Raw genomic sequence first — 14,011 nt, 5'->3', positions numbered from 1 at the left:
AGGAGCAACAGCCATGAGTAACATCATCCAACAGCTAGAAGCTGAACAAATGAATAAAGAAGTGCCAACTTTTGGTGCTGGTGACACAGTAATTGTGCAAGTTAAAGTAAAAGAAGGCGACCGTGAGCGTCTACAGGCTTTTGAAGGCGTTGTTATCGCTAAGCGTAACCGCGGTTTAAACTCTGCTTTTACTGTTCGTAAAATTTCTTCAGGTGTTGGCGTTGAGCGTACATTCCAAACCTACAGCCCATTAGTAGAAAGCATTGAAATCAAGCGTCGTGGTGACGTTCGTAAAGCTAAAATCTACTACTTGCGTGAGCGTAGTGGTAAATCTGCACGTATTAAAGAAAGACTTGACGTTAAAAAGTAAGTTTTTTATTGCAGAACTAAAAAGCAGCCTTCGGGCTGCTTTTTTTTGTGGCTAGACTTTTTTTGTGGCTAAAATAAAGGAGTCAGTATAATCAAAGTGAGGTACGACAGTGATTCTGCTTTCGCAACATTCACGCTTCAGGTAATCTGTAAATAACTTGATTGCGGGTATATATTATTGGCTGATAAACGACGAAAAAAAAGCAAGGCTTCTGAACAGGACATCAGAGAAATTGAACTGTTCTGCGATCACGTGTGGATGGAGCAGGGGTTGTCTGACGCAACGTTATCCAGCTATCGAACTGATCTTAAAATATTCGCTGGATGGTTAAAGGAGCAAAACTCAGGTTTATTCAGTGTTGAGCAAACTCATATTCAAGCTTATTTAGCTTACCGCTTCCAGCAACAGTACAGCGGCCGTTCAACAGCACGATTATTATCGTCTCTCCGTAAATTTTATGGTTACTTGTGTCAGCAGCACCGTTTAAAAGTCGATCCAACTCAGCAGATTGAAAATCCCAAAATACAACCTCCTGTCCCTAAGTCGCTGAGTGAGAAGGATGTCGAAATACTGATAGAGCAGCCTGACGTTGAGACGCCACTTGGGCTTCGTGATAAGGCTATGCTTGAGTTGTTATACAGCAGTGGGTTGCGTATTACTGAGTTGATTAGCGTTGAGGTCAACCAAATCGGTTTTGTTCAAGGGGTGATGCGAGTTATCGGTAAAGGAGACAAAGAAAGGCTAGTGCCAATCGGTGAAGAGGCTTTGTCTTCGATACAACTTTATTTGAAGCATGGTCGGCCTGAGCTTGCCACCGAGGACACCAATGATTGGCTATTTCTCAGTACCCGAGGTTCAAAAATGACTCGACAAACGTTCTGGTACCGAATTAAGCACTATGCGAAAACCGCTGGAATACGAACGCATTTGTCGCCACATACTTTACGCCATGCTTTTGCGACACATTTATTGAATCATGGAGCCGACTTGAGGACTTTGCAAATGTTGCTTGGGCACAGCGACTTATCGACTACACAAATCTATACTTATGTTGCTCGAGAACGTTTAAAGCAGTTACACTCGGAGCATCACCCACGAGGTTGAACATTACAAAAGCATGTAAATCTTTGTAAATCGGCTTACTTTTGACTGATTGGCATGGCTAAAATACATGCTATACGGGATAGAAGCGGTTGATTAGGATAAGCTACAATCGCATGCTATGGTTATTAATCCTTCAAAGAAGAAACTCCAGACTTATGCAAAATCTTAGCAAATTGCTATTTATCGGACTGTTAGGTTCATTGTTATTAGCTGCTGGCTCCCAAGCTGCGACTAAAGAAGCTACTAAAGCAATGCCGAATGTTAAAAGCCTTAAGCAGGTCGACACTCTTAACAAAGCTCAGATTAAACAGTTATTGCAGGCTAAATTCCCATCGGCCAGTATTCAACATATCGCGCCCTCTGAAATTGATGGCCTATACTCATTTGTCCTTCAGGGTGACCTTTATTACATTGCTAATAATGGTAAGTACCTATTAAAAGGTCAGATGCTTGATATCTCAACGCCCAAAGTTCGCAACTTGTCGTCCGAGCGCATGGCGGAAATTCAAAAGAAAGAATCGCCGATGCGTATGGCAGAGATCAATAAGTTAGACGAAAGTAGTATGGTGGTCTATAAAGCGCCTAATGAGCAGCACGTTATTACCATCTTTACCGATGTGGACTGCGGCTTTTGCCAAAAGCTCCATAGAGAGCGCCAAGATTACCTCGACTTAGGTATCACGCTACGTTATTTAGCATTTCCTCGAGCGGGTCTAGACTCTAAGTCTGCGGATAAGTTACGTGGAATTTGGTGTGCTAGTGATCAGCAAACGGCAATGACTGATGCAAAAATCCGTAACAAGTACCGTAATGGCAACTGCAAGACGCCTTTTAAAGAGCATATGGCTCTAGTGAGAAAGTTTGGTCTCAACGGTACACCTGGAATCATTTTAGAGAATGGCGACTTGATTGGTGGCTATCTGCCAGCGCAAGTTTTGAATCGTCGCTTAAATGAATTGGGTAATCCGTCAACCGTTGCCAATAAGTAATTCTGCTCTCACAACACCTAGCTTATTCGCGTGTAGCTTTACGTTACGTTAGGGATACAAGATAGCTAGAACTTGTCGACCTTCACTGGATAAAATGGTGAAGGTACGGCATGCAGCTCCTGTCGACATGACCTCTAAAGGCGCTCCCATCATCTGCGCCGCTTCGATAATTTCCCACGACGGCTGAATGAGCTCAGGACCTGTTCCTAGCAATACCGCTTCATAGTCTTGTATCTTAAGTTCTTTTAGCGCACTAACGGTTATGGCTTCCACCGTCTCAGGTAACGAGTGCTGATCGAGTTTGTTGAGTGATAGCGTCAAAGGCTCTCTGTATTCACGAGCATTAATCAAGATAGCTCGATCCCTGTAAGAGCGAATCTGAAAATCACCAGCGTTTGTGTCTAAAGAAATATCCATAATGTCCAGAAGTGGTTTGGGGTTTATTTTGCACCAAAGTGTTATTTACAGTATAACGTTGGGCAACCAGAAATGTAACAGATCCTGAGTTTATGCCATTAAACATCCGTCGTAGAGCTTCTAATACTGAACACGCACTTACCGATTCTAGTTTACTCAATAGAATCTACTCCAATCGCGGTATTTCAAGTGCTGAGGAACTCGATTATCAATTATCAAAGCTTGAGTCTTTTCATAGCCTTACCGGCATTGATTCAGCGACCGAGTTGCTGTGGCAAAGCTTAGTTGGTAAGGAAAAAGTTTTAATCGTTGGTGATTTTGATGCAGATGGAGCCACCAGCAGTGCTTTAGCCAAGCTGGTCTTGTCTCGCCTAGGCATGACGGTGGATTACTTGGTTCCTAACCGTTTTGATTATGGTTATGGTTTGTCGCCCGAGTTGGTCGAGGTGGCAAAAGAGATGTCGCCAGATTTGATTATCACAGTCGATAACGGTATCTCCAGTATAGCGGGAGTCGAAGCGGCCAAAGAGGCTGGAATAAAAGTGTTGGTAACGGATCACCATTTAGCGGGTGATGAACTGCCACAGGCCGATGCTATTGTTAACCCCAACCAGCCCGGCGATGAATTTCCCAGCAAAAACTTAGCGGGTGTTGGTGTGGTGTTTTATGTGTTACTGGCGTTTCGTGCTTTACTGCGGGAAAAACAATGGTTTGACTCTTCTGGTGTTACAGAGCCCAATCTAGCTCATTACTTAGATTTAGTCGCCTTAGGTACCGTTGCAGACGTTGTCCCTTTAGACAAAAATAACCGAATTTTGGTTGAACATGGATTAAAGCTTATTCGTGCAATGAAGTGCCGCCCAGGAATTTTAGAGTTACTTAAAGTGGCTAAGCGAGATCCGTCAAAAATTAAATCGACCGATCTGGGTTTTGCGGTTGGCCCAAGACTTAATGCTGCTGGACGTCTTGATGATATGGGATTAGGGATCGAATGCTTGCTAAGCGAGTCGAAGGAAAAGTCGATAGAGTATGCACAGATTTTGCATAGTTTGAATACGGACAGACAACAGGTTGAGCAAGAAATGCAGGATGAGGCTTTGGCCCAAATTGAATCGATGTCATTTGATAACCAAGAGCAATCAGTCTCTTTGTGTTTGTATGAACCTCACTGGCATCAAGGGGTAGTCGGGTTAGTGGCTTCACGTTTAAAAGAAAGAACCTATCGCCCCTGTATTGTGTTTGCTAATGCTGATGAAGCGTACATTAAAGGTTCAGGGCGTTCGGTAAAAGAAGTTCACATTAGGGATGCTTTGGCGCTGGTAGATGCGAAGCAACCCGGACTTATTGATAAGTTTGGCGGTCACGCCATGGCCGCAGGCCTTTCATTGCGCAAAGATAAGTTTGAAGACTTTAAGCGTGCTTTTGACGATGCTGTACAGCAGATTTTAGGCGATAGTATTATGGAGGATGTGGTAGAAACGGATGGAGCCTTGATGCCACAAGAGTATCAATTAGCAAGCGCTGAGCTTCTATCGTCAGCAGGGCCCTTTGGACAAGGCTTTGCTGAGCCAGCTTTCGATGATGTGTTTAAAGTGTTAAATCAACGAATCGTTGGGGAGAACCATTTAAAACTCACTCTAGAAAAAGAAGGGTGCCCGAAACCTATTTCAGCAATTGCTTTCAGAGTCGATCCTGTTCAGTGGTCACAGCCAGTATCGAATATACGAGCTGTGTTTCGACCGGATATTAATGATTATTACCAAAAAGAGCTACAGCTGATTATTACTCACCTAGAGCCTGTGTAGAATGAAATTTAAGAGTCCACTCTTTCAGGAATAGCCGAGTCACAGGCATCAGGATCACCACTCCAGTTACTCTGGGTGACTGTGCCTTCATCGTTATAGCCAATTTGGACTGTGCAATATAGATCCTTCTTTCCGCCAAACAAGGTAGTACCAATACTGCCAAAGAAATTACCACCGAAGCCACCTACGCCAATATTGAAAGATGGACGATTTTTTATTTCGCGGGTATTCCATTCGGCATATTTCTTGCCGTTGATCTCACGATCGGCGGTAGGTACGCCCCAGGTTTGAATCACGGTATCAATGTTGCTGCCTTGCCATTGAGATAGTTTGGTATCAATTTCGGCCGGCTTGATGCTGGCACAGCCAGTTCCGATTATAGTGGAAATAGTGGCGATAGTGAGAAGCTTCAGCAGTTTCATGGTGACTCCTTGTTTGAACCTGGTTGGATGAAATACAGTCAATATCAATAACAAATTAACAGATTAGCAATAAATTGTCGTTAAAATTTGTAAAAGTAAGTCCTTGATTTTAATAATACGCTTGTTACTCTGTGAAGCAGTTAATAGAATACTCGCGTAATGAATTTATCAGATACGGGGAACCAATATGTCTACGAATAAAGCGGCTGAAGCAGCTCAAGAAACAGCTTCAGAGACAGCAAATGGCTTAGGAATAAGCACGGAACAAATATCAGGTTGGGCTGACTTGGCCATGGAATATGCCATGATTTATTTGCCAAAGTTAGCCGTTGCTCTTGTGATTCTTATCATCGGTCTGATTTTAATTAAGATCTTACTAGGTGGTATGAAGAAGCTTTTTAAGGTTAAAAACTTCGATACAACACTAGAAAACTTTTTGTTGAGCTTCACTGGCATCTTGTTGAAGGTGATATTGGGTATTACCGTGATTAGTACCATGGGCGTCCAAATGACAACCTTTGTTGCCTTATTGGGTGCTGCGGGTTTAGCCATTGGTATGGCTCTATCTGGTACGCTTCAAAACTTTGCTGGCGGTGTGATGCTATTAATATTCCGTCACTATAAGGTCGGTGACTGGGTAGAAATGCAGGGGTATTCAGGTACGGTGAAGGAAATTCAAATCTTCAACACGATTTTGAAAACACCGGATAATAAAACCATTATCATCCCTAACTCGCCGATTTCAACAGACTCTTTAGTGAATTACAGCACTGAGCCAACGCGTCGGGTGGACTTCACTTTAGGCATTGGTTATGAAGATGATATTGACCAGGCTAAAAAAGTCATTCTAGACGTGATCACAGCCGATGAGCGCGTTTTTAAAGATCCTGAACCTTTCATTGCGGTTGCTGAATTAGCCGATAGCTCAGTGAATTTCACGCTACGAGTATGGGTCAATAGCGGTGATTACTGGGGCGTTTACTGGGACAACCTAGAAGCGTTCAAGAAAGCTCTCGATGCTAACGGTATTTCGATCCCATTCCCTCAAACAGATGTTCATCTTCATCAGGTTGAGCAATCTTCATAAGGGTTCGAGGCTAAATGAAAAGGCGCTTTTGGCGCCTTTTTTTATGTTTGTTTGCCGGATTTCGGTTAAAACAGATGATTCTAATGACTATAATCTGTACAATTAGCGCCCGTTTTGCTGAGACCGAATTGGCCAGCAATCCCTTTGATTAAGAGCTGTAAAACGGTAGAGAAAGAAAGTTATGCAAGTACATTTAAGTGCCTTAGGTTGTCGATTAAACGAAGCTGAACTACAGAACTGGGCGACCTCGTTTCAGAAAGTAGGCTATTCCTTGGCAGCCACTCCCGAAGTGGCGGACTTAATTGTGCTAAATACTTGTGCGGTCACTTCTGAAGCTGCTCGTAAATCGCGCCAAACCGTGCGTCGCTTCCACCGTTCTAATCCTGAAGCTCGCATGGTCGTGACAGGTTGCTATGCCTCACTAGAGCCTGAGAAGCTAGAGCAAATCATGGGCGTTGATTTGGTGGTCGATAACTCTGATAAAGACGTCTTAGTTGATAAGGTCAAAGAAATACTGGACATCCCTGTGATGCCAGAGTTTGCCACCGAGCCAGGTGAAAGTGCTTTGTTCGCTCGAAATCGTGAGCGTGCCTTTATTAAGATCCAAGATGGATGCAGATACCGTTGCACTTACTGCATTGTGACCGTCGCGCGTGGTGAAGAGAAAAGCCGCTCGATTGAAGATTTAATTGATGAAATCAATAAGTTGCATGCGGAAGGTATTCAAGAAATCGTGTTGGCTGGAGTTCATGTCGGCGGTTACGGTTCGGATATCGATTCGAGTTTGTATGAATTGGTGGAAAGCGTTCTTGAGCGGACGGAAATGCCAAGAATTCGTTTTGCGTCAGTTGAGCCTTGGGATTTAGGCGAGAACTTTTTTGAGTTATTTGCTAACCCAAGGCTAATGGCGCATATGCATCTGCCCATCCAAAGTGGTGCAGACAGTGTTTTGCGTCGCATGTCGCGTCGCTGCCGTACGGAAGACTTTGCCGAGCTGGTGAAGCAGGCGAGAACTCAAGTCGCTGGTTTTAATGTCACCACGGATGTGATTGTTGGCTTTCCTGGCGAAACCGATGAAGAGTTTGAGCAAACGATGGACTATATTGAGCAGGTCGGATTCGGACATATCCACATCTTTACATACTCTGATCGGGAAGGCACAAAGGCTGCACGCTTGCCCAACAAAATCAGTAAAGAGGTGAAAAAAGAACGCAGCAGACGGTTGCATGAGTTAGCGGCAAAATTAAAAGCTCAAGAGCTACAAGCTCAGTTGGGGCAGAATGTTCCTATCCTTTGGGAAAGCTCTAACCAAACAAATGAAGACGGTAGTCATCGTTATCATGGCTACACGCCGAATTATCATAAAGTTGCTGTAGATGTGCCCGCGGATAAAAGTCCTGAGCGCTTGATACTCAATACTCAATTGATGTCTGTTGATGAAGAGCAAGGGTGCTTGGTTGGTGAGATTACGGATGAAATTCCTGTGGCAGCAGTCGATGCATCAGCGCCAATTAAAATAACACAGCTGTAGTTAACAAATAGCAACGACGGGCTACGTTAGCTCGTCGTTTCGCTTTCGATATAGGGTTGTGCTGCTTGGTTAATGGCTTTCAGCTCTGCAATTAAGTCGGTATGCAGATCTTCTAGTAAGTTGTATTGTTGTTTTTTCAGCTTGGTTTCGTACTGGTTACTTAAACTTTTTAATCGTGGTGTTCCGACGTAACAGCTGGCGCCATGTAGCTTATGAATATGCTGCAATAACTCATCAAAGTCTTGGGCTTGGTAAGCTGCATGAATCACTCGCCCCGTTTCATGATTCGACTCCACCATCATTTTCAACATATCTTGTGCCAAATCAACTTTACCGTTGGCCAGTTTAAGACTTAACTCCCAATCCAATGTTTTCTCTTTATTCGTGTCATTGGATTCGGCAGACTGAACTGCGGTATTAAGCGACGCGTCTGCCTGTGTCCACTTTAATAGAACATTAATTAAGTCTTGTTCAGAGACGGGTTTGGTCATGTAATCATCCATGCCAGAATCGAGTAATATTTCTCGTTCATTTGCCATCGCATGAGCAGTTAAAGCGATAACAGGAGTACTTTGGTTGGTCGCATTAGCTCGAATCGTCCTCGTCGCCTCTAGACCATTCATTTCCGGCATCTGAATGTCCATCAAAATAGCGTCATAGACTTTATCTTTACTTAAAGCTACCGCTTGCATGCCACTCTCTGCGGTATCGACTTTAATTTTGAGGTCTTTCAGTAATGTTGTAACCAAGCGTAAGTTAGCAGGATTATCATCCACGGCCAACACGTAGCTGCCTTTCAGCTCACTGGCGTTCAGCTGGCTGGTGTTAGCCTGTGCTTTTTTACCGGATGTTTCAGAACGGTTGGAGCGCAGTAACTCAATTAGCGAGTTATATAAGGCGCGATAGGTAATTGGTTTTTCCATCGCGCGTGACACGCCAAGAGTTGCAAGATGTTCAAGGAAATCCACATCACTGGACGTGCTAAAGGTAATGACCGGACAACTAAGCTGATTGTTCACTTTGTCACAGATGTGCTCAATCTGTTGCATACGACGGCGGAAACGCTGGCCACCCAGAATGATCAAGTCGACGTTTTTACCGCTTTGAGCATAGAGGTCAACCTCTGTCATTAAGTCATCAATTTTCTCAAAGTTGCGAACCTGCATTTGCCAGTCTTCCAGCATCTGAGTTAACGACAAACGAGTAGCAGGGTGCGGGTCAAATACGAGTACAGATTTAGCCGCCAGGAACTCACCCGTTAAACCATCCTCAGGTAAGGACTCGGCACGTTCACACTGAAGGGTGAACCAGAAGGTAGAGCCATTACCCTCGACACTTTCGACGCCAATATTACCGCCCATTTTTTCCACCAAGGACTTGGATATAACTAAACCAAGTCCGGTACCACCAAACTCACGAGTGGTGCTGCTATCTGCTTGGCTAAAGGCTTTAAACAGGTTGTTCTGCTGCTCTTTTGTCAGGCCAATACCTGAGTCTTTGACTTGTATTTTAAGCTTTAGTCCTTTCTTACCTTCAGACTCCACTTCAGCATAGAGTTCAACACTACCAGATTTAGTGAACTTAACGGCGTTATTCAACAGGTTGGTGATGATCTGTTTTATTCGAATCGGATCGCCCAATAGTGCTTTAGGGACGTCTGAATAAATCAGCGATACCAGTTCAATGCCTTTCTGCGAGGCGTTGGGGCCCAAAATCTTGAAAACATCATCTACGCATTCACGTAAATCAAACGGATAACGCTCGAAGGACATTTTTCCCGCTTCGATTTTTGAATAATCCAGAATGTCATCAATAATCGATAACAGACCTGATGCTGAGCGTTTGATATCGAATAGGAAGTCTTTTTGTTTATTGTTTAGCTCAGTTTTCAACAGTAGATCCGTGAAGCCGATAACGCCATTCATCGGCGTTCGGATTTCATGGCTCATGTTGGCTAGGAACTCTGTTTTAATGCGGCTAGCTTCGACTGCTTGACGACGTGCAATATCCAACTCTAGGTTGTTAACCTCTAGCGTTTCTAAGGTCTCACGTAAGTCTTCCGTGGCTTGATCAACTGCCTGCTGCATTTCTTCCTGATTGTGCTCCATGCTTTCAGCCATCAAGTTGATACCGTCTTGCAGTGTTTTCAGCTCTGCGCTGGCATCCGAGCTAATTCGTGTATCAAGCTTACCGTCTTTAATCTTGTCGACGCCTTTTGCCATGCTGACAATAGGCTCCGTAACACTCGTCGACATTCTGCGCGCCAAGAAGCCGCCAATTAATAGACCGATTAGGCTGATAAGGATGGTGGTGATGATAGTGCTATAACGGCTGAGTAGCGAAAAGTCTTGTGACATCAGTACCGAAACGTAGCCCAACACTTCGGTATTGTTTTTTACGTTGGTTCGCCATGCTTCATGATCTTCAGGAAACTTGGATAAAATAGGGGCGTGGAAAACCACACCATCGTTAAGTTTTTCGACATGGGCGTAACGCATCAAGCTGCTCTGCGCGCCGATTTGAGTGAGATCATGAGGGTTCTGAATACCCATCTTTGACAAGTACTCTGCGGCACCTACCGAGGTCAGAATTCTATTATTTTGATCGTAAATGGCAACCGCTAATAATTCTTTATCATTATCTCGGGCCGCTTGTGCCATTTCTTGAAGCGTTGAGTTATCTAGCGTGATGATGCCGTATTCGCTGGCTAAAGCTAGGTGAGTTGCAATGGTTTTACCACGTGACAGTAGTGAGTCTTCGCTGTCTTGTATGTGATTATTGATAAAAAAGAAGCCTAATAATAGGCAAACTAACAACGTTGGCGTTAAAGCCAAAGTTAGAATTCGTCGACTAATTCCCCAGTTTTTCATGGTGTTGTAGATTTCCCATTGCCTATCGCGCTTTGTATGAAGTCCAAAGTTTCCACTTTCTGCATCAAGCCACCCACCGTAAGGTCATCATAACCCAATAATCGTGCAATTTTTCGGTTAATACCAATCGCAAATTGGTCAGGGTATTGATAAGGCTGCGTTAATGAACCTTCTTCTAAGGCGTGATAAAGGTTCGCCGCTTGCGCCCCTATGTCATACGGCTGGGTAAACAATGTTAGCATTGCTCCTTCTTTTAGTACACTTTCAGCGTGTGCAATGACAATGATTCTCTCGCGATAAGCATTAACCATGATCGACTTCCTGACCTTACCAGGGCGAAAAACATCATCACTTTCGAGAATGATAACTGAGCAACATAAAGACAACTGGCGTAGCGCATCCCGGCCATTAAGCTTGGGCTCGACCATGACTGGGCTATAGGCTAGGTTATAAAAACTGGCTAGCTGCTCAAATGCTTGGATATTGTGTTTAGTTTGTGGCGAGATAAAACTGCCAATTTGTGCTTGATAAACATTAAGGCTTTTCGCAAGTTGTACGAAGCGCTCAATCGGCTGAGAGTGAGTAATGGCATAAACATTATCTTGTGGCGACGCTTGGAGCGATTCGAACGTGCTCTTACTCAACATGAGCGCTAAGACAGGCGTATTGAGTTCAACTTGTTGTAGCTTATTGAAAGATTGACTGCCTATGACAATGATAAAATCTGGTTGGTTTTTTTCTAAGAGTTGTTTCCAGTTATCTTGTCTTTGCCAAAAGATGAGCTGTTCATCAGCTTTCATGTTGAATTGTTCGAGCAAAGTCTGGCGTAACGAATGTAACAGCTCACGCTCTTGAGTGGTGGAAAAAGCGCTGAGTACATTAATCTTGACCACTTCTGGCTCTGGAGCATGTTCAGCTTGCGCTTGCGAAGATAAACCCAGTAGATAAATGAGCATAAAAACCATACCCATTACCTTGACTGGTAAGAAAGTTTTTCGCGTTGCACTCAAGTGTGAATTCTCCAAGCTTTTTGCTGACAAAATCGTTATACTACGGGGTCTTTTGTAGCCTAATCTACCCTGCCTAAGTAGCTGTGGCAAGGGTGATTTTAGTAGGATTGGGCGAAGACAATTATAAACTCAATGCTTGATTTCAGACATTGCAGAAAATAGTCATGAGAGAAGTGACGAGACAAGTGACAAGCAAGTGACAAGAGAGTGGTCATATGAATTTATTTGTATTTGATATCGAGACAATTCCAGACGTTGAAGCGGGACGTATCCTGAATGACTTTGATGGTCTGAGTGATGAGGATGTGGTTTCGGCGATGGAACACCTGCGAGTACAGCAATCAGGCACCACGTTTCAGCCGCTATATTTACACAAAGTCGTCGCTATTTCTGCAGTATTCCGCCATGGCGACAAGGTCAAAGTTTGGTCTTTAGGCGAAGAAGACGCCGACGAAAAAGAGATCGTGCAGCGCTTTTTCGACGGTATTGAGCGCTTTGCACCAACTATTGTTTCTTGGAATGGCTCGGGCTTCGATCTACCCGTGCTCCACTATCGTGCGATGAAAAATAACGTGGTGGCCCAAAAATACTGGGATACCGGCGAAATCGACAATCAGTTTAAGTGGAATAATTATATTAGTCGTTATCATAACCGCCATATTGATTTAATGGATCTATTGGCTTTGTATAACCCGCGAGCCAATGCTCCATTGGATAAAATTGCTTCAATGCTCGGCTACCCGGGTAAAATGGGCATGAGCGGCGCCAAAGTGTGGGAAACCTATAATGAAGGCAATTTGAAGGCTATTCGAGACTATTGTGAAACCGACGTACTGAATACCTATCTAGTGTACCTACGCTTTGAAGTGATGCGTGGCAACATGACCGCGGAAGAGTTAGAGGTAGAAGAAAACTTCCTAAAGCAGTATCTGAAAGAAGAAAATCGACCGCACTTCAACGAATTTATAGAGGCTTGGACTGGGCAATAGTCCAGTACGCCTATTTTTTAATAGTGATCTTAAGCGACCATTCAGCAAAAAGAGACCGAATTTAATGGCAAGAAGAAGACGTAGAAAGGCATTACCCAAAGATCCCGTTCGCGCGGAAGTCCATGCCTTTTCACACGAAGGCCGAGGTATTGCCTCTGTCGATGGTAAAACTGTATTTATTGATAATGCTTTGTTGGGCGAAGACGTATCATTCATCTATACCGAAAAACGTGGCAAGTTTGATGAAGGTGTAGCTGAAGAAATTCATGTTGCATCCGAGAATCGAGTAACCCCGCCATGTATTCATGCGGACATCTGCGGTGGTTGTAGTTTGCAGCACATGAGCAACCCTGCACAAATCACTCATAAACAGTCTGTTCTAGTCGAGCAGCTTAAGCACTTCGGGCAGTACGATCTTGAAAATGATGATTACGAGCTGGTCGAACCGATGCAAGCTGAGGTCCTTGGCTATCGCCGTAAAGCACGTCTTGGCGTGAAATTTGTGCCTAAAAAGGGTGGAGCCTTAGTTGGCTTCCGCGAAAAGCGCAGCAGTTTTCTGGCCACAATTGATTCGTGTGAGGTGCTTGACCCAAGAGTAGGGCAGTTAATTACGCCGCTGAAAAATATGATTTCAGAGCTAGATACCAACAATAAAACCGCACAGCTTGAAGTCGCCATGGGTGACGATCAGGTCGCGCTAGTCGTGCGTCATCTTGAACCGCTGTCGGAAAAAGATCACGGCATGTGGGTGGAATTCGGTAAAAAGCATGGTTTGTATATTTATTTGCAGCCAAAAGGCCCTAAAACCGTTCATAAAATATATGGCCCTGAAGAGAAAGACTGGCTCAGTTATAAGCTTGATGATTATGGCGTCGAGCTACTGTTCCACCCAATGGACTTCACACAAGTTAACGCCAGTATTAACCAGCAAATGGTTAAACGGGCTATCGATTGGCTGGAGCCAAGCAAAGACGACCGAATTCTTGACCTATTCTGTGGCCTCGGAAACTTTACGATTCCTCTCGCGACCCAAGTACAAAACGTCGTCGGTGTCGAAGGTAGCGAAGAAATGGTCGAGCGCGGTGGCATGAACGCCAAACACAATAACCTCGACAATGTAAAATTCTACGCTACAGACCTACAAGCCGACTTCACGCAGGAAGACTGGGCTCAAGAAGGCTTCAATAAAGTCCTTATCGACCCGCCACGAAGCGGCGCATTAGACGTAGTGCAAAACATCGCACGCTTTAATCCTGAGCGTATCGTCTACGTTTCGTGTAACCCAGCCACGCTGGCACGCGACAGCGGTGAGCTAAAGGAAAGAGGGTATAAGTTGGTTAAAGCGGGTGTTATGGATATGTTTCCGCATACGGCGCACACGGAATCCATCGCCTTGTTCCAGAAAGTCTAAAATACT

General features: G+C 44.2%; 12 protein-coding genes. 8 read left to right on the top strand and 4 right to left on the bottom strand.

What is annotated here, in order from left to right:
• Positions 1-13 precede the first annotated feature (13 nt).
• The 3 genes from rplS (at position 14) to TQ33_RS07505 (ending at position 2,463) form a co-directional block, all read left to right on the top strand.
• A complete protein-coding gene (rplS, locus tag TQ33_RS07515; RefSeq protein ID WP_046561503.1) occupies positions 14-370 on the top strand; it encodes a 50S ribosomal protein L19 in 357 nt (118 codons plus the stop codon).
• 177 nt (positions 371-547) lie between these two features.
• Positions 548-1,474, top strand: coding sequence for a site-specific tyrosine recombinase XerD (xerD, locus tag TQ33_RS07510; RefSeq protein WP_052735244.1), 927 nt, complete (start codon positions 548-550; stop codon positions 1,472-1,474).
• A gap of 155 nt (positions 1,475-1,629) precedes the next feature.
• The gene (locus tag TQ33_RS07505) at positions 1,630-2,463 is read left to right on the top strand and encodes a thioredoxin fold domain-containing protein (protein WP_052735243.1); all 834 of its coding nucleotides are present in this window, start codon (positions 1,630-1,632) and stop codon (positions 2,461-2,463) included.
• Between the two features lie 48 nt (positions 2,464-2,511).
• Here TQ33_RS07505 and TQ33_RS07500 read toward each other — a convergent pair whose 3' ends face one another.
• Complete coding sequence (locus TQ33_RS07500; protein ID WP_071841105.1) at positions 2,512-2,880, bottom strand: Mth938-like domain-containing protein; 369 nt, start codon at positions 2,878-2,880, stop codon at positions 2,512-2,514.
• Positions 2,881-2,972: 92 nt separating this feature from the next.
• On the opposite strand from TQ33_RS07500, the gene recJ reads away from it, so the two are divergent.
• The gene (recJ, locus tag TQ33_RS07495; protein WP_046561501.1) at positions 2,973-4,685 is read left to right on the top strand and encodes a single-stranded-DNA-specific exonuclease RecJ; all 1,713 of its coding nucleotides are present in this window, start codon (positions 2,973-2,975) and stop codon (positions 4,683-4,685) included.
• An 8-nt stretch (positions 4,686-4,693) separates the two neighbouring features.
• Here recJ and TQ33_RS07490 read toward each other — a convergent pair whose 3' ends face one another.
• On the bottom strand, positions 4,694-5,107 hold the full coding sequence (locus TQ33_RS07490; protein WP_046561500.1) for a hypothetical protein: 414 nt from the start codon (positions 5,105-5,107) through the stop codon (positions 4,694-4,696).
• Between the two features lie 292 nt (positions 5,108-5,399).
• Here TQ33_RS07490 and TQ33_RS07485 point away from each other — a divergent pair, with 292 nt between their 5' ends.
• Together TQ33_RS07485 and mtaB are read left to right on the top strand one after the other, a co-directional pair.
• On the top strand, positions 5,400-6,194 hold the full coding sequence (locus TQ33_RS07485) for a mechanosensitive ion channel family protein (protein ID WP_046562380.1): 795 nt from the start codon (positions 5,400-5,402) through the stop codon (positions 6,192-6,194).
• Between the two features lie 181 nt (positions 6,195-6,375).
• Positions 6,376-7,725 (top strand): tRNA (N(6)-L-threonylcarbamoyladenosine(37)-C(2))-methylthiotransferase MtaB, encoded by a 1,350-nt coding sequence (gene mtaB / locus TQ33_RS07480; RefSeq protein WP_046561499.1) that lies wholly within the window; start codon positions 6,376-6,378, stop codon positions 7,723-7,725.
• A 26-nt stretch (positions 7,726-7,751) separates the two neighbouring features.
• Here the strand turns inward: mtaB and barA are convergent, their stop codons facing one another.
• Together barA and TQ33_RS07470 are read right to left on the bottom strand one after the other, a co-directional pair.
• Positions 7,752-10,595 (bottom strand): two-component sensor histidine kinase BarA, encoded by a 2,844-nt coding sequence (barA, locus tag TQ33_RS07475; protein ID WP_046561498.1) that lies wholly within the window; start codon positions 10,593-10,595, stop codon positions 7,752-7,754.
• On the bottom strand, positions 10,592-11,560 hold the full coding sequence (locus tag TQ33_RS07470) for an ABC transporter substrate binding protein (RefSeq protein ID WP_052735242.1): 969 nt from the start codon (positions 11,558-11,560) through the stop codon (positions 10,592-10,594). The genes barA and TQ33_RS07470 overlap by 4 nt, the downstream gene beginning before the upstream one ends.
• 260 nt (positions 11,561-11,820) lie before the next feature.
• Between TQ33_RS07470 and TQ33_RS07465 the strand changes: the two genes are divergently transcribed.
• Both TQ33_RS07465 and rlmD read left to right on the top strand, forming a co-directional pair.
• Entirely contained in the window at positions 11,821-12,594 is a 774-nt protein-coding gene (locus tag TQ33_RS07465) for a 3'-5' exonuclease (protein WP_046561497.1), read from the top strand.
• 64 nt (positions 12,595-12,658) lie between these two features.
• A complete protein-coding gene (gene rlmD / locus TQ33_RS07460; protein WP_046561496.1) occupies positions 12,659-14,005 on the top strand; it encodes a 23S rRNA (uracil(1939)-C(5))-methyltransferase RlmD in 1,347 nt (448 codons plus the stop codon).
• The last annotated feature ends 6 nt before the right edge of the window (positions 14,006-14,011 follow it).

The organism is Kangiella geojedonensis, assembly GCF_000981765.1.
GTDB lineage: Bacteria > Pseudomonadota > Gammaproteobacteria > Enterobacterales > Kangiellaceae > Kangiella > Kangiella geojedonensis.
The sequence above is the reverse complement of the archived record's forward strand: the minus strand, read 5'-3'. Positions and strand labels throughout refer to the sequence as shown.

What these genes read in the sequence shown, in the direction of transcription:
- TQ33_RS07505 (WP_052735243.1), top strand. Translation starts at nt 1,630, where the DNA reads ATGCAAAATCTTAGCAAATTGCTATTTATCGGACTGTTAGGTTCATTG.
- TQ33_RS07465 (WP_046561497.1), top strand. Translation starts at nt 11,821, where the DNA reads ATGAATTTATTTGTATTTGATATCGAGACAATTCCAGACGTTGAAGCG.
- barA (WP_046561498.1), bottom strand. Translation starts at nt 10,595, where the DNA reads ATGAAAAACTGGGGAATTAGTCGACGAATTCTAACTTTGGCTTTAACG.
- TQ33_RS07470 (WP_052735242.1), bottom strand. Translation starts at nt 11,560, where the DNA reads ATGGTTTTTATGCTCATTTATCTACTGGGTTTATCTTCGCAAGCGCAA.
- TQ33_RS07485 (WP_046562380.1), top strand. Translation starts at nt 5,400, where the DNA reads ATGGAATATGCCATGATTTATTTGCCAAAGTTAGCCGTTGCTCTTGTG.
- mtaB (WP_046561499.1), top strand. Translation starts at nt 6,376, where the DNA reads ATGCAAGTACATTTAAGTGCCTTAGGTTGTCGATTAAACGAAGCTGAA.
- TQ33_RS07490 (WP_046561500.1), bottom strand. Translation starts at nt 5,107, where the DNA reads ATGAAACTGCTGAAGCTTCTCACTATCGCCACTATTTCCACTATAATC.
- rlmD (WP_046561496.1), top strand. Translation starts at nt 12,659, where the DNA reads ATGGCAAGAAGAAGACGTAGAAAGGCATTACCCAAAGATCCCGTTCGC.
- recJ (WP_046561501.1), top strand. Translation starts at nt 2,973, where the DNA reads ATGCCATTAAACATCCGTCGTAGAGCTTCTAATACTGAACACGCACTT.
- TQ33_RS07500 (WP_071841105.1), bottom strand. Translation starts at nt 2,880, where the DNA reads ATGGATATTTCTTTAGACACAAACGCTGGTGATTTTCAGATTCGCTCT.
- rplS (WP_046561503.1), top strand. Translation starts at nt 14, where the DNA reads ATGAGTAACATCATCCAACAGCTAGAAGCTGAACAAATGAATAAAGAA.